Annotated in this window: 28 protein-coding genes and 1 pseudogene; 12 read left to right on the top strand and 17 right to left on the bottom strand. The window is 65.3% G+C overall.

Translation table 11 applies throughout. The features are described from left to right. The first annotated feature begins 47 nt into the window (after positions 1-47). Together ABD742_RS11025 and ABD742_RS11020 are read left to right on the top strand one after the other, a co-directional pair. Positions 48-1,265: a molybdopterin-dependent oxidoreductase gene (locus ABD742_RS11025; RefSeq protein WP_234754537.1), complete on the top strand. Its 1,218-nt coding sequence runs from the start codon at positions 48-50 to the stop codon at positions 1,263-1,265. Beyond that, on the top strand, positions 1,265-1,777 hold the full coding sequence (locus ABD742_RS11020; RefSeq protein ID WP_234754539.1) for a hypothetical protein: 513 nt from the start codon (positions 1,265-1,267) through the stop codon (positions 1,775-1,777). The genes ABD742_RS11025 and ABD742_RS11020 overlap by 1 nt, the downstream gene beginning before the upstream one ends. On the opposite strand, the gene ABD742_RS11015 is transcribed toward ABD742_RS11020, so the two are convergent. From ABD742_RS11015 to ABD742_RS10960, 12 genes are all read right to left on the bottom strand, one after another. After that, a complete protein-coding gene (locus ABD742_RS11015) occupies positions 1,738-2,505 on the bottom strand; it encodes a methyltransferase domain-containing protein (protein WP_234754541.1) in 768 nt (255 codons plus the stop codon). The genes ABD742_RS11020 and ABD742_RS11015 overlap by 40 nt on opposite strands. Further along, complete coding sequence (locus tag ABD742_RS11010; RefSeq protein WP_234754542.1) at positions 2,502-3,209, bottom strand: TIGR04282 family arsenosugar biosynthesis glycosyltransferase; 708 nt, start codon at positions 3,207-3,209, stop codon at positions 2,502-2,504. Before ABD742_RS11010 ends, ABD742_RS11015 begins: the two co-directional genes overlap by 4 nt. Further along, on the bottom strand, positions 3,206-4,021 hold the full coding sequence (locus ABD742_RS11005; RefSeq protein WP_308193907.1) for a glycosyltransferase family 2 protein: 816 nt from the start codon (positions 4,019-4,021) through the stop codon (positions 3,206-3,208). Before ABD742_RS11005 ends, ABD742_RS11010 begins: the two co-directional genes overlap by 4 nt. 141 nt (positions 4,022-4,162) lie before the next feature. Further along, complete coding sequence (locus tag ABD742_RS11000) at positions 4,163-5,227, bottom strand: NAD-dependent epimerase/dehydratase family protein (RefSeq protein WP_234754544.1); 1,065 nt, start codon at positions 5,225-5,227, stop codon at positions 4,163-4,165. Beyond that, positions 5,224-6,201, bottom strand: coding sequence for an MTAP family purine nucleoside phosphorylase (locus ABD742_RS10995; RefSeq protein ID WP_234754546.1), 978 nt, complete (start codon positions 6,199-6,201; stop codon positions 5,224-5,226). Before ABD742_RS10995 ends, ABD742_RS11000 begins: the two co-directional genes overlap by 4 nt. A 92-nt stretch (positions 6,202-6,293) precedes the next feature. Next, positions 6,294-6,641: a DUF6510 family protein gene (locus ABD742_RS10990; RefSeq protein ID WP_234754548.1), complete on the bottom strand. Its 348-nt coding sequence runs from the start codon at positions 6,639-6,641 to the stop codon at positions 6,294-6,296. Continuing rightward, positions 6,638-7,375: a ferredoxin reductase gene (locus tag ABD742_RS10985; protein WP_234754550.1), complete on the bottom strand. Its 738-nt coding sequence runs from the start codon at positions 7,373-7,375 to the stop codon at positions 6,638-6,640. The genes ABD742_RS10990 and ABD742_RS10985 overlap by 4 nt, the downstream gene beginning before the upstream one ends. 10 nt (positions 7,376-7,385) lie before the next feature. Beyond that, positions 7,386-7,982 (bottom strand): sulfite oxidase-like oxidoreductase, encoded by a 597-nt coding sequence (locus ABD742_RS10980; RefSeq protein ID WP_268819662.1) that lies wholly within the window; start codon positions 7,980-7,982, stop codon positions 7,386-7,388. 137 nt (positions 7,983-8,119) lie between these two features. Beyond that, complete coding sequence (locus ABD742_RS10975) at positions 8,120-9,208, bottom strand: DNA polymerase IV (protein ID WP_234754552.1); 1,089 nt, start codon at positions 9,206-9,208, stop codon at positions 8,120-8,122. Then, positions 9,205-9,831 (bottom strand): dihydrofolate reductase family protein, encoded by a 627-nt coding sequence (locus tag ABD742_RS10970; protein WP_234754554.1) that lies wholly within the window; start codon positions 9,829-9,831, stop codon positions 9,205-9,207. Before ABD742_RS10970 ends, ABD742_RS10975 begins: the two co-directional genes overlap by 4 nt. A gap of 184 nt (positions 9,832-10,015) precedes the next feature. Next, entirely contained in the window at positions 10,016-10,432 is a 417-nt protein-coding gene (locus tag ABD742_RS10965) for a hypothetical protein (RefSeq protein ID WP_234754556.1), read from the bottom strand. 111 nt (positions 10,433-10,543) lie between these two features. Then, complete coding sequence (locus tag ABD742_RS10960) at positions 10,544-11,524, bottom strand: CapA family protein (protein ID WP_234754557.1); 981 nt, start codon at positions 11,522-11,524, stop codon at positions 10,544-10,546. Positions 11,525-11,770: 246 nt separating this feature from the next. On the opposite strand from ABD742_RS10960, the pseudogene ABD742_RS10955 reads away from it, so the two are divergent. From ABD742_RS10955 to ABD742_RS10940, 4 genes and pseudogenes are all read left to right on the top strand, one after another. Beyond that, positions 11,771-12,244: pseudogene (locus ABD742_RS10955) on the top strand (phosphoribosyltransferase); the annotation flags it as partial. Positions 12,245-12,431: 187 nt separating this feature from the next. Further along, a complete protein-coding gene (locus ABD742_RS10950; RefSeq protein ID WP_234754658.1) occupies positions 12,432-12,596 on the top strand; it encodes a hypothetical protein in 165 nt (54 codons plus the stop codon). 174 nt (positions 12,597-12,770) lie between these two features. Then, complete coding sequence (locus ABD742_RS10945) at positions 12,771-13,406, top strand: dihydrofolate reductase family protein (RefSeq protein ID WP_234754559.1); 636 nt, start codon at positions 12,771-12,773, stop codon at positions 13,404-13,406. Between the two features lie 22 nt (positions 13,407-13,428). Further along, on the top strand, positions 13,429-14,229 hold the full coding sequence (locus tag ABD742_RS10940) for an SDR family oxidoreductase (protein ID WP_234754561.1): 801 nt from the start codon (positions 13,429-13,431) through the stop codon (positions 14,227-14,229). Positions 14,230-14,245: 16 nt separating this feature from the next. On the opposite strand, the gene ABD742_RS10935 is transcribed toward ABD742_RS10940, so the two are convergent. Then, on the bottom strand, positions 14,246-14,587 hold the full coding sequence (locus ABD742_RS10935; protein WP_234754563.1) for a hypothetical protein: 342 nt from the start codon (positions 14,585-14,587) through the stop codon (positions 14,246-14,248). 592 nt (positions 14,588-15,179) lie between these two features. Here ABD742_RS10935 and ABD742_RS10930 point away from each other — a divergent pair. From ABD742_RS10930 to ABD742_RS10920, 3 genes are all read left to right on the top strand, one after another. After that, the gene (locus ABD742_RS10930; RefSeq protein ID WP_234754565.1) at positions 15,180-15,596 is read left to right on the top strand and encodes a hypothetical protein; all 417 of its coding nucleotides are present in this window, start codon (positions 15,180-15,182) and stop codon (positions 15,594-15,596) included. 114 nt (positions 15,597-15,710) lie between these two features. After that, complete coding sequence (locus tag ABD742_RS10925) at positions 15,711-16,181, top strand: cupin domain-containing protein (protein WP_234754581.1); 471 nt, start codon at positions 15,711-15,713, stop codon at positions 16,179-16,181. A gap of 23 nt (positions 16,182-16,204) precedes the next feature. Continuing rightward, positions 16,205-16,585 (top strand): carboxypeptidase-like regulatory domain-containing protein, encoded by a 381-nt coding sequence (locus tag ABD742_RS10920; protein ID WP_344787907.1) that lies wholly within the window; start codon positions 16,205-16,207, stop codon positions 16,583-16,585. Between the two features lie 5 nt (positions 16,586-16,590). On the opposite strand, the gene arfB is transcribed toward ABD742_RS10920, so the two are convergent. Genes arfB through ABD742_RS10905 form a run of 3 tightly spaced genes read right to left on the bottom strand, consistent with a single transcriptional unit; the run spans position 16,591 to position 17,949 of the window. Beyond that, a complete protein-coding gene (gene arfB, locus ABD742_RS10915) occupies positions 16,591-17,013 on the bottom strand; it encodes an alternative ribosome rescue aminoacyl-tRNA hydrolase ArfB (protein WP_234754585.1) in 423 nt (140 codons plus the stop codon). 51 nt (positions 17,014-17,064) lie between these two features. Next, complete coding sequence (locus ABD742_RS10910; RefSeq protein ID WP_234754586.1) at positions 17,065-17,649, bottom strand: HhH-GPD-type base excision DNA repair protein; 585 nt, start codon at positions 17,647-17,649, stop codon at positions 17,065-17,067. Between the two features lie 45 nt (positions 17,650-17,694). Beyond that, positions 17,695-17,949, bottom strand: a complete 255-nt coding sequence (locus ABD742_RS10905; RefSeq protein WP_234754589.1) for a hypothetical protein — start codon at positions 17,947-17,949, stop codon at positions 17,695-17,697. 380 nt (positions 17,950-18,329) lie between these two features. Here ABD742_RS10905 and ABD742_RS10900 point away from each other — a divergent pair, with 380 nt between their 5' ends. From ABD742_RS10900 to ABD742_RS10890, 3 genes are all read left to right on the top strand, one after another. After that, complete coding sequence (locus ABD742_RS10900) at positions 18,330-19,202, top strand: NAD-dependent epimerase/dehydratase family protein (RefSeq protein ID WP_234754591.1); 873 nt, start codon at positions 18,330-18,332, stop codon at positions 19,200-19,202. An 8-nt stretch (positions 19,203-19,210) separates the two neighbouring features. Further along, positions 19,211-20,242 (top strand): aldo/keto reductase, encoded by a 1,032-nt coding sequence (locus tag ABD742_RS10895; RefSeq protein WP_234754593.1) that lies wholly within the window; start codon positions 19,211-19,213, stop codon positions 20,240-20,242. 91 nt (positions 20,243-20,333) lie between these two features. Then, positions 20,334-20,984 carry a hypothetical protein gene (locus ABD742_RS10890; protein WP_344787905.1) on the top strand — a complete coding sequence of 217 codons (651 nt, stop codon included), beginning with the start codon at positions 20,334-20,336 and terminating at the stop codon, positions 20,982-20,984. A gap of 58 nt (positions 20,985-21,042) precedes the next feature. Here ABD742_RS10890 and ABD742_RS10885 read toward each other — a convergent pair whose 3' ends face one another. After that, positions 21,043-21,924: a transglycosylase domain-containing protein gene (locus tag ABD742_RS10885; protein ID WP_234754606.1), complete on the bottom strand. Its 882-nt coding sequence runs from the start codon at positions 21,922-21,924 to the stop codon at positions 21,043-21,045. Between the last annotated feature and the right edge of the window lie 138 nt (positions 21,925-22,062).

The following is a 22,062-nucleotide window of genomic DNA, read 5'->3' as shown; positions in this document are numbered from 1 at the left end:
AGGTCTGGACCGGGACGACGGGCGGGTCTAGGTGGTCTGATCAGGGTATGAACAGATTGACCACTTTCCTCCAACAGCGGATGGAAGCGGTGAGCGGACGGTTCTCCTCGCCCTTGCGCAGCAGGCGGCTGACGGTGGTGCTGGGCCGTTGGCTCGGCCTCGCCTTCACTGTGTGCTTCTTGACCGGGCTGTTCAGCCACCTTCTGCAGGATCCGCCAACCTGGATGCTTTTCCTTACCCGTCCCGTGTGGCTTTACGTGGCTACGCAGGGCATCCACATCACCACCGGGATAGCTTCCATCCCGCTCCTGGCGGCCAAGCTATGGTCCGTGTTCCCCGAACTCCTGCGCTGGCCGCCGCTAAAATCAGTGGTGCACGCACTCGAACGGGCCTCGATTGCGCTCTTTGTGGCCGCTTCGCTGGTGGAAGTCACCATCGGTTTGCTCAACACTTTCCAGTGGTACCCCTGGCCGTTTTCCTTCAGGGATGTCCACTATTGGCTGGCCTGGGTCATCATCGGCTCTTTGGCGCTTCACATCGCTGTCAAGATGCCCCTCATCCTGGCCCATTGGAGCCGTCGATCGGACGCGGCTGCTATCGCTTCGGACACTGAAGGGGAAGTGCCGGCCGGCAAAACGGTTCCGGCTGCGGTGAAGCCCGGAACCGGTCACGGTTGGAGCCGCAGGGGGTTCCTGGCGGCAATCACCGCCGGCACCGGCGTCGTCGTTTTAACGACGGCGGGCCAGTCTTTTGCCTGGCTGTCGGGCCTGAACCTCTTCGCACCGCGCCGAATGGATACCGGCCCGCAGGGAGTACCCATCAACAGGACCGCGGCCCAAGCCGGTGTGGCGGAGGCTGCGCTGGCCCCCGACTGGGTGCTGACCGTGTCCTCGGGATCGGTGCAGAAGACGTTCACTCTGGCACAACTGGCGGCCTTGCCGCAGTACAGCTACGGATTGCCCATCGCCTGCGTGGAGGGCTGGAGCCAAGGGGCCCAATGGCGTGGTGTCCGGATCCGGGACCTCATGGCAACGGTGGGCGCCCCGGCGGATGCCGAGTTGCAGATTTCCAGCATGGAGAAGGGCGGCGTCTACGGGCGCTCCTTCATGCCCGCCGCATATAGCCAGGACGAGCAGACATTGCTGGCGCTCGAGCTCAACGGTGAACCCCTGGACCTCGACCACGGCTATCCGGCACGGATCATCGCACCCGGCCGGCCGGGAGTGCTGCAGACGAAATGGGTGCATAAAGTGGAGGTGATCTGATGCGACTTCCCTTGGTGCGTTCGTCGGCGCCGGCGGGACACAGGACCGTCTGGTGGGTGAGGGCGGCCTTGGGCGCCCTGGGCCTGGTGGCCCTCGGTTATGCGATCTTCGGCTTCCTGGCCAATGTGCCGCCTGCCCAGCTGATCGGTGTGGCGGCCTGGCTTGCCGTGGCGTTGTTGGTGCACGACGGCGTGCTGGTTCCGTTGACAACGTTGGCCGGCGGCGGATTGTCGCGGCTGACGTATGGCCTGAGCCCTGTCCAACAGGGGATAGTGCGCGGCGCCCTGCTGGTGGGGGCGGTGGTGACCTTGCTCGGAGCCCCACTGATCCGTGCCCAGCAGGTGCTTCAGCCAAGGGGGCCGGGCAGCGGCGCCAACGGCACCGTCCTGCAGGGGGACTATGCGCTGGCCTTGGGCGTTTTCTGGGTGGTCCTGGTGGTCGCCGCGGCTGCGGTTGTGGCCGCCGCCGGACTCTACGGCCGCCGTTCCAAGGTCAGAAAGACCCGGTCCTGAACCGTCCGGGTACCAGCGGTATCCAGCCCCGCCCGGGCCGCGTGGAAGGCGAGCGCTTTCGCGCCGGCGCGGGCCCAGGGAAAGGCGGCGCTGGCGCGTCCGTCGGAATCCTCCAGCACCGCCAGATAGGCCACGTCAAGGGAATCCGGGGCTTCGGCCTCTGCCAGCACCTGCCCGCCCGGCGCCAGTAGTGAGGCAACGCGGTCCAATAGCATGCGGATGTTTCCACCGATGCCGATGTTGCCATCCAGCAACAGGGCAGAACCCCAACCTCGCTCGTGCGGGACGGGGTCAAAGATGGAGCCAAGGATGGCCGCTCCCCCGCGGTCGGTTGCCAGCCGCACCGCGGCCGGGCTCGAATCGACACCCAGGGAGGCCAGCCCCAGTTCCCGGGCGGCCTCCAGCATCCGGCCTGGGCCGCAGCCCACATCGAGAACGGGCCCACGGAGGGTACGGAGCAGTTCGCGTTCGCTTGCCGTGGCTGAGGCGGACCAGTCGAGCATGTTGAAGTGGACCGGCCCGATGGTTCCGCGCCAGGCAGATTCCGGACGCAGCGTCAGGCGCCCCAGGCCGAGGGGCAGGCTACGGGCATACGGTTCGTGGCCGCCCTGTCCAAATTGAGCCTGTCCAAATACAGCTTGTCCGAATAGGGCAAGCGGGCCGGTGTCCGCTGCAAAAGCGTCGGCGTCGCGGGCGTCGGTACCTCCGGGGGCTGCCTGGATGCTCATCGCGGGTCAGTCCTTCGGGAGGGCGCGACCGCGGACGGCACTTCAACCGGCATACCCGCCGCCGGCAGCCCCGTGGCCAAGCTCTCGACTGCGCGCGCAAAGGGGGTTCCGCTGCAGTGTTGCGCGGCAGCCAGGGCGTCGGCGAAGTAGTCCACATCCGTCAAGACGGGCAACAGTCCCACGTCCAGGCCGGCGCCGGCCAACCGAGCCAATTGGTGCGCCCCGGTCTGCGGGGTGGACATTTCCACGCCGCGGAGCAGACCGCCGTCGGGCCGGTACAGGCCCAACGCCCAGAAACCGCCGTCCGACGCCGGGCCGAGCCACGCGCGGCGACGCGCTACCGGAGCGGGGGTTGCCCAGTCCGCCAGCAGCGGGGCCAACTGGTCCCGGCGTAACTGCGGCGTGTCCATGCCCAGGATCAGCAGCGGTCCGGCCGCGAGTGAACAGATGGCCGCCAGCCGTTCGTTCAGGCCGCCGGTGCCCTGGGTGAATACTTCAAAACCCGCAGCGTCCCCGTGCTGCGGCGTGCCGTCAAACACCAGCAATCGCCTGGCTGCGGGAACGGATCGCACTGTTTCCAGTGTCTGGCTCAGGCTGGTCTGGGCCAAGGCTGCGGCCTGCTCCGGGGTGAGCGGGGGAGTGAGCCGCGTCTTGACCCTGCCGGGGATGCATTCTTTGGCAATGACGGCGATGGTGACGTTCACGGCGTCGCTCCCTGGGCATCGGCCTGTGGTCGATCGGCTCGTCTTCGGCTCTTCGACCCCGGAGTCTGCAGCGAAGCGGCGGCCAGTTGCGTCGCCATGTCTTTGAGGGCCGTGACGGTTCCGCGGAGTGTCCCCGTGACCTTGGACTTCCCCAAGCGGGGCGCATAGTCGACCGGGATCTCGACTACACGCCAGCCGCCGCGGTGGGCCTTGAGGAACATCTCCAGCGGGTAGCCGCTGCGCCGGTCCCTGAGGTCCAGTCCCAGGAGAGCGCTGCGCCGGGCAAGGCGGAGGGGGCCAAGATCCGTGACAGGGATCCCCGTTAGCCGGCGCAACCGCCGGCTCAAGGCTATGTTGGCCAAGCGGGCGTGGATCGGCCAGGCACCGCCGGCAGGACGCCGGGCACCCAACACCAGATCGGCACGACCGGTGCGGACGAGCTCCAGCATCGGGGCAAGTTGGGCGGGGTCCAGCGAACCATCGCAATCGCAAAAGGCCACAAACTCCGCCGTGGCCGCCAGCAGTCCGGCATGCGCCGCCGCGCCAAAGCCGCGCTTCGGTTCGTCGACGACGGTGGCCCCCAGGCTGACGGCCAGGGCACCGGAGCCGTCGGTTGACCCGTTGTCTACGACAATCGCGCGGTATCCGGGTGGCAAGGCCCCGAGCACTTTGGGAAGCGCCGTACGCTCGTTGAGGCACGGCAATACCACGTCTACCAGCGCGGCGGGCGGACCGCCGTCGTCGTCAACTGGTCCGCCCTGGATGCCGGCCATGCCGATTCCATCGGGTGAACCGCTCTGCTCTTTCTCCACCCTTTGACCGTAGAATCCACAGGCCCGGCGCGACAGGCGAAAATCCTTACGGAACCGGGACGTTTGCCCTCCGACGGGCCCGAACAGGCGACTGCTGCGGCCTCCCTGAACCCGGGCCGCCGCTGAACCCGGGCCGGCCTTCTAGCGTTGATCCCCGCGCAACGGTGCGGTGGCGAACTCGTGCATGCCGTCCTCAAAACCGTGCTTGGGGATCCAACCCAGCTCGGCCCGGGCCCGGGCCGAGCTGGCGGTGATATGCCGGACGTCGCCTAGCCGGAATTCGCCTGTGACCACAGGGTCAGCCGCCCCGCTGGCGAAACTCAGGATCGCGGCCATCTGTCCAACGGTGTGGACCTCCGAGGCGCCGATGTTGTATGCCCTCAGGCTGCCCTGCGCAATCCGTCCTGCCACCAACGCGTCAATGGACAACAGATTTGCCTCGGCAACATCCCTGACATGGACGAAACTGCGCCGCTGTCCGCCATCCTCGAACACCCGCACGCCCTCCCCGCGGGCCAGTGCCGAGCGGAACAGGCTGGCCACGCCCGCGTAGGGCGTGTTTTTGGGCATCCGAGGCCCGTACACGTTGTGATACCGGAGTGCGACGGCGGTGCCTCCGGTTGCGCGCGCCCACGCGGAAGCCAGGTTCTCCTGGGCCAATTTGGAGGCAGCATAGACGTTCCGCGGATCCATGGCCGCCTCTTCGCTGACCAGGGCCGGCAACAGCAGCTCGCCGGTGGCAGGGTCGCGGGGGTCGAAGATTCCGTGCTCCAGATCCTCCACCCGGCGCGGACCCGGGCGCACCGGCCTGCCTGCTGAGTCGGTGTAGGCGCCCTCGCCGTAGACCACCATGGAGGAAGCCAGGACAAGCTTGTCGATGCCTGTGGCGGCCATGCCTGCAAGGAGCACGGCCGTGGCCAGATCATTGTTGCGGATGTAGTCCGGAGCATCGAAGAAGTCCACGCCGAGGCCGACTTTGGCGCTCTGGTGGACGACGACGTCGACTCCCGCCAGCGCCGCGGCCACGGCGGCTGGGTCTCCGACGTCGCCCACCAACAGGGGCACGCCGGGAATTCCCCGCGGTCGATCCGGGTGCACTGCCGGATCCAATGAGTCCAGGATCCGGACCTCCCAGCCACGTACGACAGCAGCATCGACGATGTGGCTGCCTACGAACCCGGCTCCGCCGGTGACCAATATCCTCACGGCACTGTCCGTCCCGTGCCGGGGCGGACAGGGCCGGCGGTGCCCATCACGGTGGACACCGCTGTAGCCGGGATGAGCGCCATCCGCCACATCCCGCCGTCGTCCGCTGGCTCAGCGCCGGCCAGCCGGGCGGACACAGTCAACACGGCGTCGGACAACACCGCGAGGATCCGCGGCTGCGCGGCCGCCAGGCGGCTCAACACGAGTTCCGCCGTGACGGGTTCGGAGCCGTCGTGCCCTGTGTCGGCATCCGTAATGAATGCGAGCGCGGCGAAGTGCATGTTCAACTCCGCCGCGAGCATCGGTTCCGGGTACTGGGTCATGCTGATCAGATGCGCGCCGGACTGAACCAGGGCCGCGGACTCGGCCTTGGTGGAGAAGCGCGGACCGTTAATGACGGCCACGGTGGCCGCCGCGGCGAAGTCTTCCCTCTGGCGCTCCAGTGCGGCGATGAGTGCCGCGCGCAATGGGGCGCTGTATGGCTCGGCGGCGGGCAGGTGCTGCACCCCGGTGGGCAGCGAGCCGTCGTAGAAGGTGTCCGCACGGCCCCAGGTCTTGTCCAGGACCTGATCAGGTACGGCAAAAGTGCCGGTTCCGTGGCTGGAAACCAGTCCGCCAACGGCCGCGGAGGAGATAACGGCTTCTACGCCCAGGCTCTTGAGGGCCCAGAAGTTGGCGCGGTAGTTGATCTGTTGGGGGGCAACGCTGTGCCCACGGCCGTGCCGGCTCAGGAATGCGACCACCGGGCCGCCGTCGCGGCCGGGGCCATCGTCGCCCTCGCGGCCGGGGCCGTCCGGTGCGGCGAGCCGGGCGATCGTGACCGGACTGGAGGGAGGCCCGAACGGGGTCGGGATGTCCAGCGTGTCGAGCACCACGGCCCCGGAAAGCTTGTAGAGGCCGGTGCCGCCAATGATTCCAATCCGTGCGCGGGGTGCCAAGCGGGGTTCTGCGAGGGGTTCCAGGAGCGATGACATGACCCCATCATCCCAACGCCGGCGCCCGCCGTCGCGGGTGGAATCCTTACGGGTCCGGAACGCGGGCTCCGGGACAGGCGGATCGGATTACTTTAGCCCTCGCGGTCGATTTGCAGATAGCTGAGTCCGCTGACATCGAGCCAGTACCGCGTGGGCGTCTCCACGAGGCGCAGCAGCACGCCCTCGCAGGAAGCGCACCGCACAACGATTCCCGGCGCGTCGACGTACACCATCGTCTCCCCGAAGACGCGGACCGCGCCGCAGTGCTTGCACCGTCCGATCGCGGCGACAATATCGAAGCGGAACAGTTCCCACAGGGGTCCGGCCACCGCGTTTCCGTCCAGATGCGGTATCGCATTGCCGGCGATTCCAGCGATGTCCTGATCCTCGAGGCCCCGATCCTTAGCGCCTGGAGAATCCGAGCCGTTGTTGCCACTCACCTGGTTCCTCCTGTTCCACCGAAGCGCTCGGTCTTGATCGAAGCGGCGGGATATCCCGCCTGCACAAGCCATTCCGCGACCGTTTCCACAAAGACAGTCTGGCCACAGATGAAGATCTCCGGGGTGGGGTCCGTCGGCAACACGTTGGCCAGCAGGGTTTCCGCCGTGAGCCGTTGCGGGGGAGTCGGCCAACCCTCCGGCGCCTTGCGTGTGTAGACGTAGTCGATGATCAGCTTGCGGGATTCCTCGCCCAAGGTTTGGAGTTCTTCCGCATAGAACCCCGCTTCGGGCGACTTGAGCGAATAGAGCAGCCGGAACGGTGCCGGATTTTCCGATGCGTGGTGGGCGCGGATCATCGACATGAGCGGCACGATGCCGGATCCTCCGGCAATCAGCTGAACGGGGTTCGTGTCCGTCGGTTTCCAGACGAACCAGCCACCCACCGGCCCTCGGATCTCCAGCTGGTCCCCGACCGCCAGTTCCCGGACCAAATAGGGGGAGACTTCCCCGTTGGCCAATTCGTCAACGGTGATCTCCAAGGTCTCGTCCACGCCTGCCCTCGCCACGGAGTATGAACGCACGGCCGTGTAACCGTCGTCTGCAGTGAGGCGGATGTCGATGTGCTGTCCGGCGAGGTTGCCGTTCAGGCCGTTCACCCGCAGCCCTATGGTTCTGGCGGTTTCCGTTTCGGGCATGCTGCTGACGACGTCGGCCACGCGCCATAGCGTGCTCATCCGGCGCACCTCATGAGTAGCGCTCTTCCCGCCACGGGTCGCCGTGGAGGTGGTAGCCGTTGGATTCCCAGAAACCAGGAATGTCATCCTGCGTCAACTCGATGCCGTTGATCCACTTTGCGCTCTTCCAAAAGTACAAATGCGGCACGAGGAGCCGGGCAGGTCCGCCGTGGGCGCGTTCAAGCGGCTCGCCGTCGAATTCCCAGGCCACCCACGCCCGGTCGCCAAGAAGGTCCGGGAGCGGGACGTTGGTCGTGTATCCGCCGTAAGAGTGGGCCATGGTGAACCTGCAGCTTGTTTCCACGTTCTCAAACAGAGTATCCAGGGACACTCCGCGCCACGTGGTGCCCAGCTTGGACCAGCTGGTCACGCAGTGGATATCCGTATGGATGTCCATTTGCGGCAATGCCATGAATGCGTCCCAGGACCACGCATGACGCTGCCCTGCCTCAGTGGTGATGAAGAATTCCCAGTCGTCAGTGGGGATCCGGGGAGCGGGGCCGGCGGTAAGGACCGGAAAGCTGCCGGTCTCGTATTGTCCCGGTGGCAACGCTGGATTGCCGCTCTGCCGTCTTCCGTGAAATCCAGACGAGATGATGCCCACCATGTACCTCCGATGCGGAGACTCAAGCCGACTGTGCTCGGTTCCCCAACGATAGGGCAACGGCCGGGCGCGGTCTAGACACTAGCGATTGGGGGCCAAATGAACACCCCTCCACGCTGGTAAGGAAGGGAATGGCGGCGTCACCAGCCGCCGCGCGTGGGCGTATGTCCCTTTCGGGCATCGTCGGGCATTGCCATGTCGGCCCGCAGGCCCAGGAGCCGGATCGGACGGCCTGCCTCGATTCCGGCTGCGAGGTCCAAGGCCCGCGCGAGGATTTCGTTCCGGTCGAAGGTCTCCGGAATCTTCTTCCCCTGGGTCGTGGTCAAGAACGGCGCGTAGCGGACCTTCAGGGTCAGCCCGACGACGGGCCTTCCCTCGGCCACAACATCCTCAAGGACATGCGCCGTCAGATCCCTCACTGCGTCCTCCACCTGGGCCGGATCGGTCAGGTCCTGCTGGAAGGTGGTCTCCCGGCTATGCCCGCGGGCAACCCACGGGGTGTCGTCCACAACGCTGGTGCCGTCGCCTCGTCCAAGCTGCGCGTACCAGGGACCCATCCTGGGGCCGAACTCCGGGACCAGCTCCTGCGGGTCGGAGGTGGCGAGTTCGGCGACTGTGTTGATGCCAAGTTTGGCCAGCCGGGCCGACACCCTGCTTCCGACGCCCCACAGGTCCTTGGTGGGCCGGCTGCCCATGACATCGAGCCAGTTCCCGGCGGTGAGGCGGAAGACGCCCGCCGGCTTGCCGAACCCGGTGGCGACTTTGGCCCGGACCAGGGTGTCGCCGATGCCCACGCTGCAATGCAGCCGCGTTCGCGCGAGGACAGCCGCCTGCATCTGGCGGGCGTAGGCTTCCGGATCCTCCGTCTCAACGCCCACAAAGGCTTCATCCCAACCCAGCACCTGCACCGTGGCGCCGGGCTGCGCGCGCAGGGTAGCCATCACCGTTTCAGACGCCGCGAGGTAAGCCTCCTGATCGACGGGCAGGATCACGGCGTCGGGCACTTTCCGGGCCGCAATGCGTAAGGGCATTCCGGAACCCACACCGAACGCCCTGGCCTCGTAGGACGCGGTCGACACCACAGCCCGTTCCGTGGGGTCCCCCCGACCCCCGACAATGATCGGCTTGCCCGCGAGCTCCGGCCGTCGGAGCACCTCGACCGCCGCGATGAACTGGTCGAGATCAACGTGCAGCACCCACGGGATTCCACTCACGACACCAGCTGTCATGTCTCCGCACGCTCCGCCTCGATGTCGACGCCCGTGACCACATCGCCCGCGCGCTCGTAGACGAGCCAGATTGCGCCCTTCGGGAAGGCCCGAGGCGGCTGGGTGACCGCGAAGGCGGCTGGAACGGTACCGTCCCGGAAGATCCGCTTGCCTGTGCCGAAAGTCACCGGGCACAGCCAAAGATTCAGCCGGTCGACGAGGTCCTCGGTGAGGAGGGTCTGAAGGAGGTCGCCGCTGCCGATGACGTGGGTCTCGTCGTGGCGCTCGCGGATCGCCCGGACCTCGGCTGCGACATCGGTCAGCACTGTCGTCCCGGCCCAATCAGGGTCGGTCAGCGTGTGTGATGCGACATATTTCGGCACGGAGTTGAACCGGGCAGCAATCGGGTCGTCGGCAGGTGCGGTGGGCCAGAAACCAGCGAAGATGTCGTACGTCTTCCGCCCGAGGAGAAGCGCGTCGAGGCGATCGATGCCCGCCCCGATTGCCTCGCCGGACTCCTTGTCGAAGTACGGTGCCTGCCAGCCGCCGAACTCGAAACCGCCCTCGCGATCTTCGTCGGGCCCGCCGGGCGCCTGGTAGACCCCGTCAAGGGTGCTGAACAGGTCGACGACGATGATTCCCATGGTGCGCTCCCTTGCATGAACGGCGAGCCGAAACCGCGTCCGCTTTGACGTCGAGGGGGATATCGCGGAATCGACATCCACACGCCCCATTTTTCGGCGCGCGCTGCGGGAAGGCAAGAGCTTGCGCCAAGGCTACGAATTCAATGGCTTAGCTCTGCTTGGCCCCTCGAGTTGGAAACGTTGCTCAGTCCAGCTCGTCGAACAGGCGCGTCAGGCAGTCGGTGTAATTGGTCATGGTGTCCGCGAAATTGAGCAATTGGAGACCGCCGTTGGTGGCGGCGCTTGCCCTTTCGGTGCTGGCTTCGTCGGCGTGGCAGAGGAGTGGCTCGCAACTGGTTCCCTTCGCGGTGAGCGTTGCGATTCCCCATGGATGACTGGGGTCGGTGACTGCGATGCCCGCTGAGTCGAAGGTGTCGCGGAGGACGTATCTTGTGACCGTCCTCCATGACTGGAGGAACTGTGGCTGCAGCTGTTCAATGAGTTCATCGTCTTTGCTGTCGTAGGCACGTCCCAGGTCAGTGGATAGTTCGTCCCACTCCTGGGCGTCGCGGACCATCAGGTGTCCGGCCCGGAGACGGGCAATTGTTTCGTTCAACGTCATGGTCTGTCCCCAAACTTCCTGTCGTGTCGATCCCGCTTACGAAAGCAGGTCATCAACGGAGAGAACGGACGGGAACCCGGCATGATTCCCGTGCCAGCAGCAATTCCACGGTCATGAGGCCACGTCGATCGGTACTTCCAAGACTCTGTCGCCCCCGATCCACGTGCTCCGGGTGCCGAACTGCCTGCTCAGCCGTTGCATCCGCTCGGCGATGTTCACGGCGCTCCGGCTCGCCAGCCGGGTTTGTAGGCGGCCGATGTTCGTCGGATACAGGCGCAACATGCAAGGCACGTTTCCTTCTGTCTCCAGGACGAAGACGAACGACTGATCGTTGCGTTGATCCGGGTCAACCGCGTAATCATCCACAAAGTCGCCGGCGCTGTAGACAATGGGCCGGTTCCTGTAAATTTCGACGCCGCGGAAAATGTGGGCCGAATGCCCGAACACGACGTCGGACCCTGCGTCTATCAATGCCCGCGCCAGACTCTGATGCGCGGGTGGGACCTTGGACCCCCAATTGGCGCCCCAGTGTGCCGAAACGACCAGTAGCTGGTTGTGGTCTTTCGTCCAACGGACCAAATCCAGCAATTCCTTCACCCGGCGGTCACCGGTGTCCACAGGGACATAGTAGATTCCGGGAGCTCGGGCGGTTGCCTCCCAGCCCGGTTCATTGTCGGTGAAAGCAATAAAGCCGACCGCAGTTGACCCGACCCGCCGGACCGCCGGTCGGCGGGCAGATTCCAGGTCTATCCCTGCCCCCGCGCTCAGGATCCCGTGCTCATCGAGTGTCGGCAGCATTTCCAACAGAGCATCGACTCCGTAGTCGAGCACATGGTTGTTGGCGAGTGAGACCACGTCAATCGCCGCGGAGAGCAGGCTCTCCACGTTCTTGGCATCCGAGCGGAAGTGATACATCTTGCCTGCCGCAGCCGTTCCGTCGTCCGCGAGTACGCATTCCAAATTGGCGAATCTGATGTCGGCCTGCCGAAGGACCGGGAGGGTATCGCCCCAGGGATAGTCGGGAGCAGCCACCTTGAGCTCGTCGTTAACCAGCCGGCCGAGCATGACATCCCCGAGGAGCGCAATCCGCATTTTTCCACCTCCAACTCGCAGGTTTTGCTATCAGGATGGGCCGGTTCGTCGCCTGGTGCCAGTCAACTGCAGACGCGATATCCGCCGTCGGACCGGAAGGGGTGCCGATTCAGCGGTTCTTCGCGCAAAGGCCTCGCATGGTCCGGATTCGTGGGGAATAGTTGAATCAGGAGGCCGCCCCGCGTGTATTTCTTGCTGGTTTCCAGTCCGGACGTGGCGCGGCAGCTGGATGGGAACGTCGCGGCGATGGGAATTTTTCAGGACAGGGCTGACGCAGGGCGGCAGTTGGGGCAGCGGCTGGCGCATCTGCGTGGCCAAGAGGCAGTCATCCTAGGGGTGCCACGCGGCGGCGTTCCGGTGGCTTTTGAGGTTGCAGTGGCCTTGGACGCGCCGCTGGATGTGATCGTCGTGCGGAAGCTAGGAGTCCCGTCCCAGCCCGAACTCGCGATGGGAGCTATCGGGGAGGATGGCGCATATGCGCTCGAACGAAGCGTTCTCTCAGCCGCTAGGGTCAAACGGGAAGAACTGCAGTCTGTTGAGGGACGGGAGCGGGCTATTCTCAAGGACCGGGTGGCGCGTTTCCGTACTGGCCGAGACCGCGTCGATCTGAGGGGCCGCATCGCCGTCGTCGTCGATGACGGGATCGCTACGGGCTCAACCGCCAGGGTGGCATGCCGCATTGCACGGAACCTGGGGGCTGCCAGAGTGATTCTGGCTGTTCCTGTCGCCGCGGCCGACATCCTCGCGAGATTGACGGAGCCGGACGAGGTGGTGTGCCTTGCCACGCCCCCGCGACTCACGGCTGTCGGTTACCACTACCGTGACTTCTCACCGACAGGCGACGACGAGGTGGTGTGGCTGCTTGACGCTGCTGCCGAGCGCCTGCGAAACGCGTCTTCGACCGCAGATGACCGTGCTCGAACTCAACCGCCGGGCGCAAGCCGTGATGGGCTGCCCCAACCGGCTGGACCTTGTCCCGGGGGCCACCCACCTGTTCGAAGAACCTGGAACATTGGAGGCGGCGGCGATTCTCGCCGTGGACTGGTTCGTAGAGTACCTGCCGCGAGGGTAGGGCGGGCAGGGAACCGAGGCTTCGGACCTTGGCGTGCTGTTTTGAACCAGAGGCCGGACGCCGGCCCCTTGAACGTCTGATCGCTCCAGGGCTAGCATTGCCGCCACGGGACCCGGCTGTCCTTGGCCGAGGGCCAGGCGGTCACTGACGTCGATCAAATTCGAGGAGACGGTCATGGGTGAGACAGCGGCGGAGGCGTCATCAGCACACCTGATGGTCGACCTGATCATATCCTTGGACGGGTATGCCTCGGCCGTGGGATGGCCCGGCTGGTGGGGTCTGGAGGGGCCGGAATACCTGGCGTGGCTTCAGCAGGAGGGGGAGAAGGGCTACACCTTCCTCCTTGGCGCGAACACCTACCGGCTGATGTCCGGGATGTCAGAGGAGGCCGCGGCCGAAGGCGCGGGATTCTCCGAGGACGAGGGGGCCACCCTGACCGGCCTTGCTGCGGTGCCGAAGGTCGTCTTCTCCTCCACACTGCGGGCGCCCCTGACGTGGCCGAACTCGGAACTGGTCACCGGTGACGCGGTCAAGGCCGTGGCCGAGATGAAACGGACCGGGACCGGGCCCTTGAGCACTCTCGGGAGCCTGAGCCTGTGCCGGTCGCTGCTGACCGCTGGACTCGTGGACAGGTTCCGGGTGGTCGTTTTCCCGGTGATCACGGGCAGCACCGGGCGGGAACGGATCTACGACGGCTATCCGGACGTCTCGCTCAAGATGGTCGAGAGCAGGACCTTCGACGGTCGGCTCCAGCTGCTCGAGTACATCCCCACCGTGCTCCGCGGTCCGCCGGGCAACGGTCCGGCATGAGCCAATCCGAAGGGAAATGGTCATGAACCCGACGATTTTGGTGACGGGCGGTACCGGCACCCTCGGGAGGCTCGTGGCCTCGCGCCTGCGGGACGGGGGCCACTCAGTGCGAGTGGCGGGCCGTCATGCCCCTCCACCCGAGCAAGGCATCGAATTCGCGCAGTGCGACCTAGACACTGGCGACGGAGTCGAGGCCGCCTTGAGCGGTGTCAGGACGGTGGTGCATTGCGCCGGAGCGCAGAAGGGCGACGGCGACAAGGCCCGCCGCCTCGTCGCCGCGGCTTCCCGCACGGGTGTGGCGCATCTTGTGTTCATCTCAGTCGTGGGGGCGGACACGATCCCGGTCATGAGCGGCTTCGACCGTGCGGCTTTCGGCTACTTCGCGTCCAAACGGGACGCGGAGCAGGTCGTGGCCGCGTCGGGGATTCCGTTCAGTACCCTCCGCGCCACCCAGTTCTTCGAGCTGACCCTGCTCACCTCGCGGGCCATGGCCAAGCTTCCGGTCGTTCCAGTGCCGAAGGGCTTCCGGTTCCAACCGGTGGACGCCGGCGAGGTCGCGGACCGGCTCGTCGAGCTCGCTCTCGGTCAGCCCGCCGGCCTCGTGCCCGATCTCGCGGGCCCGGCCTGCTATCCGATGGGTGACCTTATCCGCTCCTATCTCGCCGCAGCCGGTCAGCGACGACTTCTCGTCCCCGTTCACATGCCGGGGAAGGCCGCCAAGGCAATCCGGGAAGGCGCCAACCTGTCCGAGGACAGAGCCGTCGGGCGCAGGACCTGGGAGGAATTCCTCACCGAGAGCGTGCCCGGAGCTGTCCGGAGGTGACGCCCCCGGTTCCGGATCAAGTTCCCAAGTCGTCAACGACCGGCGGGTGCAGAGCGGCATGCCGGGCCCGCGCCGCCGGCTCAATGGAGTCCACAGCATAGGGTTTGGTGGCCGAGCGCCGCAGCGGAAGACGCAAGCGCACTTGATAAGCGCCGTTCCGGAACTTGGCGCGGGGATCCATCTGGATAACCAGGAGTGGCTCTTGGCGGGATGCGTCCACCCGCAGCAGCATGCCGTGCCGACGACCATCGACGAGCAGCGGAGTCGCCGGCTCGACCGCGGTCTGCTTGAGGAGTTCCTGATATTTCGGCCCCGCCCCCAAGAACAGGATTCCGTGGGAGAAGCCGACGACTCGCAAAGGGACTACCGTGTCAGGCTGCCGGGTAGGCCTGGGGTGTCTTTCGTGTTCCCTCGTTAAGGATTCCGTTACTGATCTCAAGGATCGATCACATTCCCGGCACCTGGCCCGCGTCCCGACGTCCGCCAAAAGGGTCACAAGCAGCCCTCTAGGGGCGCTGTTCCATTTGTCGGCAACAATGCGGCACCACGCGGGATGGTACTCCTTTCCGTTCTTCATCACGTAGACCTGGTCTTCGCCGAGGAGGGGCTTACCCTCCCGCCGAGCGGCCGGCTCGACAGGTCTGAGGGCGCCGAGGCGTTTGGCATCTGCGCGGCCTGCGTCGCTGCCCTTGATGTACGTGCGGATCCATGGATTGAGTGGTCGTTTTGGGCTGGGAATTGCGGGGCCTTCCTGTGCGGAGGGAGTGCGTTCCTTCCCTCGTTCCCCCCACCTAGCTTGATGGCTTTTCGCGCAAGCCGCCAGTCCGAGCGCCGTACCCCATCACCAGCAGTACGTCGAAATGGAATTCGCTGAATACTTGCGCTAGCCCTGCTTCACCCCATGAGCGCCTTCCCCTACAGTGGGAGGTCAATGGGGGAAGACGAGGTGCATGGTGCGAATCGGTGAAGCCGCCCACGCGGCGGGTATGACGAGCAAGGCCTTGAGGTTCGCCCAGTACATCGCCGTCGGGGCAGCCGCGCTGGCGGTGTTGGGCGGATGTGCGCTGCCGGCAGCGCCGCAAAGCAACGTCCCTGCCAGTCCGACAACATCCACTGCCTCTGGCGTCCCTTTTGCTCTTTTCACGCACTGTGGCATCTACGAAGTACAGGTGCAGGGCTCCTTCTTTGTTGCCGAGCAGCCGCTGGACGACGGCCACGGCAATCCGCCAGCAGGCTGGGGCAACCCCTACCAGCCGGGCACCATCACCGTGGAGGGCCAGAGAGCGGTATTCCATGACGACAGCGGCCACACCGTGACCTTCCACGAACGTGCTGGTGCCACGGGCTTCCTGAGAACCTGTTCCTGAGGCTTGGCTTGAGCGAAAGCCGGCAAGGCTGGGTGGGCCACCCAACTGCGGTCGCTATCTGACGCGCCTATCATTGTCCCAGGGGGCGCGGCGACAGCTTTGCGGAGGGAAGAAATGAGGCCTGAGCCACAGCCAAATTGGCGCGACCACGGAGTCAAAATCATTCCAGGTTCGCAGCTCGATCCGAATACGCCGCAGACGCCTGGTATGGCGAGAGCGGCCGCAATCACACATGCCCGGGCGGGGGCCAGTAAACTGTGGGCGGGCACGGTCACCATTGATGCCAATGCCAAAACCGGGCCTCACCATCACGGAGAACTGGAAAGCGTTATATACGTTGTCAGCGGCCGGGCACGTATGCGATGGGGAGACAGCCTGGAGTTTGTCGCAGAGGCCGGTCAGGGCGATTTCATTTTTGTTCCGCCGTTCGTGCCCCACCAAGAGATCAACGCGAGCAAGACCGAGCTTCTCAGTTGCGTACTTGTCCGCAGCGGTCAGGATCCAATAGTCATTAACCTGGATATCGAGTCCACGGAACCCCCGGAAATAGTCCCCTGGATCGATCCCATTCATCCGGCTCCCTGAATCGACACATGTTGGTGAGTGAAGTGAAGCGATTCGTCATGGTCCTGCTGGCCGCGGTCCTGTGGTTGTGCGGATGCGCCGGTCCAGGCGGTCCGGACACCGAACACAGCGGGGTTGTCACCGGTGTTGTCCTGACAGCCCCTGTGTGTCCCGTCGAACGTGTCGGTCAGGAGTGTCCGCCGCGCCCCGTCCCAGGGGCCGCGGTTGTCGCCTTGGACGGGGAAGCTGTCCGGGGCTCGACACTCAGCGATGGAACCGGGGCCTTCCGTCTCACGCTGCCTGACGGTCGTTACGTGATCAAGGCGAGCAACGTCGGGGGTTACGTTTCGACGGCGACCGAGCCCGTGGTCATCTCGGAGACCCCCGTTCACATCACGCTCGTTGTTGACAGCGGGATTCGATAGGCGAGCTACTCAGCGGAAGGTCGTTTTCGTTGCTGTTTCGTCGCCGCTCGCTGTTCCTTTGCGACCCGGTGCCGACGCTTGGAGCTCCGGGTCGGTTTGCTCGCCCGGCGGGCAGCAGCTTCGGGAGCAAGACCCTCTGCCACGAGGCGGGAGAGCTTGGCCAGGGCGATCTCGCGATTGCGCAACTGGGACCGCTGCTCGGAGGCGGTCACCGTGATCACCCCGGCGATGAGACGTGCTCCAAGACGGGTGACAAGCAGCAGCCGTTGGTCATCGGAAAGCGCTGCGGAGTCGGCGACATTCCATGACAGTACGACGCGGCTGTCCGAGGTGTTGACGTGTTGACCGCCTGGCCCTGACGAGCGGGAGAACCGCCAGCCGAGTTCCGACGTCGGAATCGTGAGCGCGGGCGACACTTCGAGATCCATGCTGCAAGCGTTTCACGATATGGGCGGGAACAGAGCCCCGTCCCGTGCTTCTCAGCTCCCGGATGCCTTCGCAGCTTTGATGGCTGCCTTGGCAGCCTGCTTGTTGGCGCGTACTTTTCTCAGCGACTCCGGATCCACGATGTCGGCGACAGAAAGAAATGCGCTCTCCTGGCCGTAGGCGCCGGCAGCCTCACGCCAACCCTGCGCCTGGAGTCCGCGCTGCTTGCCGAGCAGCGCCAGGAAGATCTTTGCCTTTTGCTCTCCGAAGCCGGGCAATTCCTTCAACCTGCGGAGCACCTCCTCGCCGTCGGGCTCGTCCTGGGTCCAGATGGCGGTTGCGTCTCCATTCCAATCGCGCTGAACGGTCGCGGCGAGATCCTGGACGCGGCCGGCCATGGAGCCGGGGAAACGGTGGACGGACGGACGCTCCTTGAAGACCTCAACGAAACCTGCAGGGTCATATTCGGCAATTGCGGCAGGGGACATGGACCCGATGCGCGTCCGGATCTTTTCGGGTCCGGCAAACGCAGACTCCATGGTCACCTGTTGGTCTAGCAGCATGCCGATGAGAAGTGCGAACGCGTCATCGCTGAGCAGTTGGTCGGCGGCGGGGTCGCCAGTAATGTGCAGTTCCATGCGCCCATCCTCCCACTTGCTTTGATTCGCGTCATGGTGGTCAACTCAGCAGCCTGGTTCGGTCTCCGTCTGTGGGCTCGCCGGCAATTCGCGCCGTTCGAGTGTCTCCCCATAGGGAACGTCGCGGCTGATGGCGACGGTGTACCTGGTGAATCCGTGCTGTGTAACGAGGATGCCGTGACGGCGCTCGTTCACGGCGTGTTCGCGGGCGATTTCGACGGCGGTGTTCAGGTCGTTTTCTATCGTGTCAGGGTCGTGGGCGGTGATTTCCAGGACGACGTCCGAGTGGCGTTTGATCATCGTGGTCTCTTTCTCGGCGGGAAGTGCCGGGGCTCTCAGCGGTCACGGGCTTCCGGGGCCGGGCGCACCCGGGGAGGCAGAAAGCGGTGGTTCGAGAGGGGTTGCCCGGCATTCTGTGATGGGGCGGTTGCTGGCCGTAGAGTCCGGCGGGCTTGATCGGCGGAACATTTTCCTGCGGATCTGTAGCCAGTGTGGACGACCGGCGGCTCGGGCACAAGTTGAATTGCCGAAAAAGTTGGCCGTGTCGGCGAAATACATCCGCGGACGCAATTACGCGTGAGCGGGTGTCTGGCTGTCCTAGGACCGGGAGGGCCACGCGCCGGAGCAGGTTTGTGCCCTAGTGTCGATTGAGACCGCCGAGCTATAGCGAGGGAGTACCGATGAGAATTGCAGTGACGGGTGGAAGCGGAAAACTGGGCCGGCACGTGGTGCGCCGGCTCAGCGGGGACGGGCACCAGGTGTTGAACCTGGACCGAGCGGGCGAGCGGAGTCCAGGTCTGGCGATCGTCGACTTGCGTGACTACGGCCAGGTGCTGGATGTGTTCCTGGGGCTGGACGACCGGCACAGTGGCTTCGACGCCGTTGTGCATCTGGGGGCCATTCCAGCACCCGGCATCGTCCCGGATGTTGCGACGTTCGAGAACAACATGCTTTCGACGTACAACGTGTTCCAGGCGGCCCGCCGGGCCGGCATCAAGAAGGTTGTCTACGCCTCAAGTGAGACGGTGCTGGGCCTGCCGTTCGACGTCGACCCTCCCTATATCCCGGTGGATGAGGAATACCCGGCCCGGCCGGAGAGCACCTATTCGCTGGTGAAGCATCTGGAAGAGCAGATGGCGATCGAGTTGACGCGCTGGGACCCCGAGCTGAGCATCGTGGGGCTGCGGTTCTCCAATGTCATGGACGTGGAAGACTACGAACGGTTTCCGTCCTTCGACTCCGATGCCAGGCTGCGAAAGTGGAACCTGTGGGGATACATCGATGGCCGGGACGGGGCGCAGGCTGTGGCCCGGGCCCTCGAAAACGGCAAGCCCGGGTTCGAAGCATTCATCATCGCGAACGCGGACACGGTCATGAGCCGGTCCAGTGCCAGCCTCGCTGCGGAGGTGTTCCCGGACGTCAAGGTGATCAAGAAGCTGGAAGAGCACGAGACCATGCTCTCTATCGACAAGGCCAGGCGACTGCTTGGGTTCGAGCCCGAACACACTTGGCGCACCTACCATTCGAACCGCACTACCCCCGTCGAGGATTGAGGAGCATCATGCAGTACCGCACTTTGGGCAACAGCGGCGCCGTGGTTTCGAACTACGCGCTGGGAACCATGACCTTCGGGGCCGAGGCCACCGAGGAAACGTCCCGCGACATCCTGGACAGCTACGTCGCGGCCGGCGGCAACTTCATTGACACCGCCGATGTTTACAGCGCCGGTGTATCGGAGGAGATCATCGGCCGCTGGCTGTCCGAACGGCCCGATGAGCGGGACCAAGTGGTGTTGGCCACCAAGGGCCGTTTCCCCATGGGGACGGCGCCGAACGACGTCGGCACCTCTCGACGCCACCTCACGCGGGCGTTGGACGACTCGCTTCGCCGCCTGGGCGTGGAGCAAATCGACCTCTACCAAATGCACGCGTGGGATCCCATTACTCCTCTGGAGGAGACGCTGCGCTTCCTGCACGACTCCGTCAGCAGTGGCAAGATCGCCTACTACGGCTTTTCCAACTTCCTGGGGTGGCAATTGACCAAGGCCGTCCACCTGGCTAAAGCCTTTGGATGGAGCGCACCGGTGACCCTGCAGCCGCAGTACAGCCTGCTGGTCCGTGAGATCGAATCGGAGATCGTTCCGGCTTCGCTGGATGCGGGCATCGGGCTGCTGCCGTGGTCTCCTTTGGGCGGCGGTTGGCTCTCCGGTAAGTACAAGCGCGACGAGCCGCCCACCGGCGCCACGCGCCTGGGTGAAAACCCGGAACGCGGCATGGAGGCGTGGCAGGCCCGCAACGATGACCCCCGCACGTGGGACGTCATCGGAGCAGTGGAAAAGATCGCAGCGGACCATGGCGTCAGTGCCTCCCAGGTTGCACTGGCATGGTTGGCGGACCGGCCTGCCGTGACCTCCGTGATCCTCGGGGCCCGCACGACGGAACAGCTGGCGGACAACCTGGCCGCGGCAGACCTGGAACTCAGCCCCGAGGAAACCGGACGGCTCACCCAGGCCAGCCAACCGCGCGTCGGCGTCTATCCGTACGGCCCGATGGCCGAGAACCAACGCAGCAGGAAGATCGAGGGCGGCCGGTAACGCAAGGCGCCCGGTTCGACGCCGGGCGCCGCGCCTTCGCCGATATTGCAGGCGCCGAGGTCCATTGCCCGCGAGGCAGGACAGGCGTTGAATGTGGCTTATGGTCGACTGGGTTCTACTCTCCAACCTTGGCACCGCGCTTGGTACGACTGTTCTCGCCGTCGCGACGTTCATTTCCACGAGATCGGCCAACCGATCGGCGCGGCTGGCCGAGCGCGCCCTGCTGAATGGTTTGCGCCCCATCCTGCTGCCCTCCAATTGGTCTGACGCCCCGCAGAAGGTGCGGTTCATGGAAGGCAAGTGGATGGTCGTGCGGGGTGGACATGCCACTCTCGAGATCAGCGATAACGCTGTGTACCTGTTGATGTCTGTGCGCAACGCGGGTGCAGGAGTGGCGGTCCTGCACGGCTGGCATCTGCCGCCGGATGCCAGGGCTCCGCTGTCGCCGGTGGAGGAGTTCCACAGGCTGACCCGGGACATCTACGTGCCGGCCAACGACGCCGGATTCTGCCAGGTCGCGATCCGGGACCCCGAGTCGGCCGACTTCCGCAACGCAACCGCGGGAGCGGCCGGCGACGGCTTTACGGTCGATGTCCTCTACGGAGACGCCGAAGGCTCGCAGCGCGTTGTCTCCCGTTTCTTCATCACGCCGGGACCCGCGGGCGGCGGCCATGACGACGTCGACTGGCTGCTGATGGTCTCGCGCCACTGGAACCTGGACTTGCCGGCGCCGCGCAGTTGAGCCCGGCGTCCGTGCGGGTACTCGTGCTGCGACGTTGCCGGACTCGTTCCCGGTGGTCCTAGCCGGCTTCGCTTTGGATGCGGTCCTTGACGCTTTGGGGCATGGTCGAGCATGCGTCGTTGTCGGCGCGCTGGTTGGCATGGCTGTCGGCAGTGTCGGTGATGCCGATCGTCGCGACGGCCGCCTGCCATCCGCCCAGGCCAACGAGCTGACGGGGGACCCAGACGTTTGCCGCTCCGTTCACAAGGTTCCACACAGCGGGGTTGACGCCTGTGCCCAGGTAGATGCCCCCGTTGGGGCCCCGCCTGACCAGATCCGGCAGCGGTAGGACGCCCATCAGCTGCGCGGACTGGTAATCGGACATATTCCACGGCGGTGTTCCGAAGTAGTACCAGCTGGCCGCGCAGACCCCGTACAGATGGGGACCGAACTGGGCATAGTTCAGGTAGAGCTCCAAGGTGCGCTGGGGGCTTAACGTGTAGCTGAACTGGGTTGCCAGGACGGCTTCAATCCCCTTGCGGACGGCGTTTTGGTCGTCCCAGAGGAAAATGTTCTTGACGAGCTGCTGGGGGATGGTGGAACCGCTGGGGTCGGGCTTTCCCTGGAAATACGCCTGTGCCCTCGACTGGAGGTCTCCGACGTCGAAGGCCCCGCTGCGTGTGCCGAGCTGTTCGTCTTCATGGGCGATGGTCGCGGCCAGCAAGTGCCGGCTCATGTGGTTGATCGAGACGAACTGGTAGACGTTGGGCTCACCCGCCTCCAGCATGTAGGCGGTGCGTGGCGGGGTCATGCCCATGCTGAACATCAAGGCGATGATTTGGACCAGAACCAGCGGGGCGATGAGCGCCAGGAGGAGCTTGCGGCGCCACTTCCGTTTGGATCGCTTGGCCTTCTTGCCGCCTTTGGGAACCGGCTCCTGGGCCCGATCCGGCTCCGTCACGGACCGTTTCATCCGGTCTTGCGCGGGCCCCTGTGGCTCCAAGGGGTCTGGCACCGGGTAGCTGATGACTTTGGCCCGCACCGGATCGGGGCGGCCGGCTGAAGGGGGGCTCCCTGGCTGCGGACGCCGAGGCGAAGT

This window comes from Arthrobacter ramosus (assembly GCF_039535095.1).
Taxonomy (GTDB): Bacteria; Actinomycetota; Actinomycetes; order Actinomycetales; family Micrococcaceae; genus Arthrobacter; species Arthrobacter ramosus.
Note: the sequence above shows the minus strand (reverse complement) of the source record. Positions and strands in the feature narration are given on the sequence as shown.

What these genes read in the sequence shown, in the direction of transcription:
- ABD742_RS10950 (WP_234754658.1), top strand. Translation starts at nt 12,432, where the DNA reads ATGACCGTGCTCGAACTCAACCGCCGGGCGCAAGCCGTGATGGGCTGC.
- ABD742_RS10895 (WP_234754593.1), top strand. Translation starts at nt 19,211, where the DNA reads ATGCAGTACCGCACTTTGGGCAACAGCGGCGCCGTGGTTTCGAACTAC.
- ABD742_RS11020 (WP_234754539.1), top strand. Translation starts at nt 1,265, where the DNA reads ATGCGACTTCCCTTGGTGCGTTCGTCGGCGCCGGCGGGACACAGGACC.
- ABD742_RS10890 (WP_344787905.1), top strand. Translation starts at nt 20,334, where the DNA reads ATGTGGCTTATGGTCGACTGGGTTCTACTCTCCAACCTTGGCACCGCG.
- ABD742_RS10985 (WP_234754550.1), bottom strand. Translation starts at nt 7,375, where the DNA reads ATGAGCACGCTATGGCGCGTGGCCGACGTCGTCAGCAGCATGCCCGAA.
- ABD742_RS10910 (WP_234754586.1), bottom strand. Translation starts at nt 17,649, where the DNA reads ATGGAACTGCACATTACTGGCGACCCCGCCGCCGACCAACTGCTCAGC.
- ABD742_RS10995 (WP_234754546.1), bottom strand. Translation starts at nt 6,201, where the DNA reads ATGTCATCGCTCCTGGAACCCCTCGCAGAACCCCGCTTGGCACCCCGC.
- arfB (WP_234754585.1), bottom strand. Translation starts at nt 17,013, where the DNA reads ATGGATCTCGAAGTGTCGCCCGCGCTCACGATTCCGACGTCGGAACTC.
- ABD742_RS10900 (WP_234754591.1), top strand. Translation starts at nt 18,330, where the DNA reads ATGAGAATTGCAGTGACGGGTGGAAGCGGAAAACTGGGCCGGCACGTG.
- ABD742_RS10960 (WP_234754557.1), bottom strand. Translation starts at nt 11,524, where the DNA reads ATGCGGATTGCGCTCCTCGGGGATGTCATGCTCGGCCGGCTGGTTAAC.
- ABD742_RS10930 (WP_234754565.1), top strand. Translation starts at nt 15,180, where the DNA reads ATGGTGCGAATCGGTGAAGCCGCCCACGCGGCGGGTATGACGAGCAAG.
- ABD742_RS10945 (WP_234754559.1), top strand. Translation starts at nt 12,771, where the DNA reads ATGGGTGAGACAGCGGCGGAGGCGTCATCAGCACACCTGATGGTCGAC.
- ABD742_RS10970 (WP_234754554.1), bottom strand. Translation starts at nt 9,831, where the DNA reads ATGGGAATCATCGTCGTCGACCTGTTCAGCACCCTTGACGGGGTCTAC.
- ABD742_RS10965 (WP_234754556.1), bottom strand. Translation starts at nt 10,432, where the DNA reads ATGACGTTGAACGAAACAATTGCCCGTCTCCGGGCCGGACACCTGATG.
- ABD742_RS10980 (WP_268819662.1), bottom strand. Translation starts at nt 7,982, where the DNA reads ATGGTGGGCATCATCTCGTCTGGATTTCACGGAAGACGGCAGAGCGGC.
- ABD742_RS11025 (WP_234754537.1), top strand. Translation starts at nt 48, where the DNA reads ATGAACAGATTGACCACTTTCCTCCAACAGCGGATGGAAGCGGTGAGC.
- ABD742_RS10905 (WP_234754589.1), bottom strand. Translation starts at nt 17,949, where the DNA reads ATGATCAAACGCCACTCGGACGTCGTCCTGGAAATCACCGCCCACGAC.
- ABD742_RS10925 (WP_234754581.1), top strand. Translation starts at nt 15,711, where the DNA reads ATGAGGCCTGAGCCACAGCCAAATTGGCGCGACCACGGAGTCAAAATC.
- ABD742_RS10975 (WP_234754552.1), bottom strand. Translation starts at nt 9,208, where the DNA reads ATGACAGCTGGTGTCGTGAGTGGAATCCCGTGGGTGCTGCACGTTGAT.
- ABD742_RS10940 (WP_234754561.1), top strand. Translation starts at nt 13,429, where the DNA reads ATGAACCCGACGATTTTGGTGACGGGCGGTACCGGCACCCTCGGGAGG.
- ABD742_RS11015 (WP_234754541.1), bottom strand. Translation starts at nt 2,505, where the DNA reads ATGAGCATCCAGGCAGCCCCCGGAGGTACCGACGCCCGCGACGCCGAC.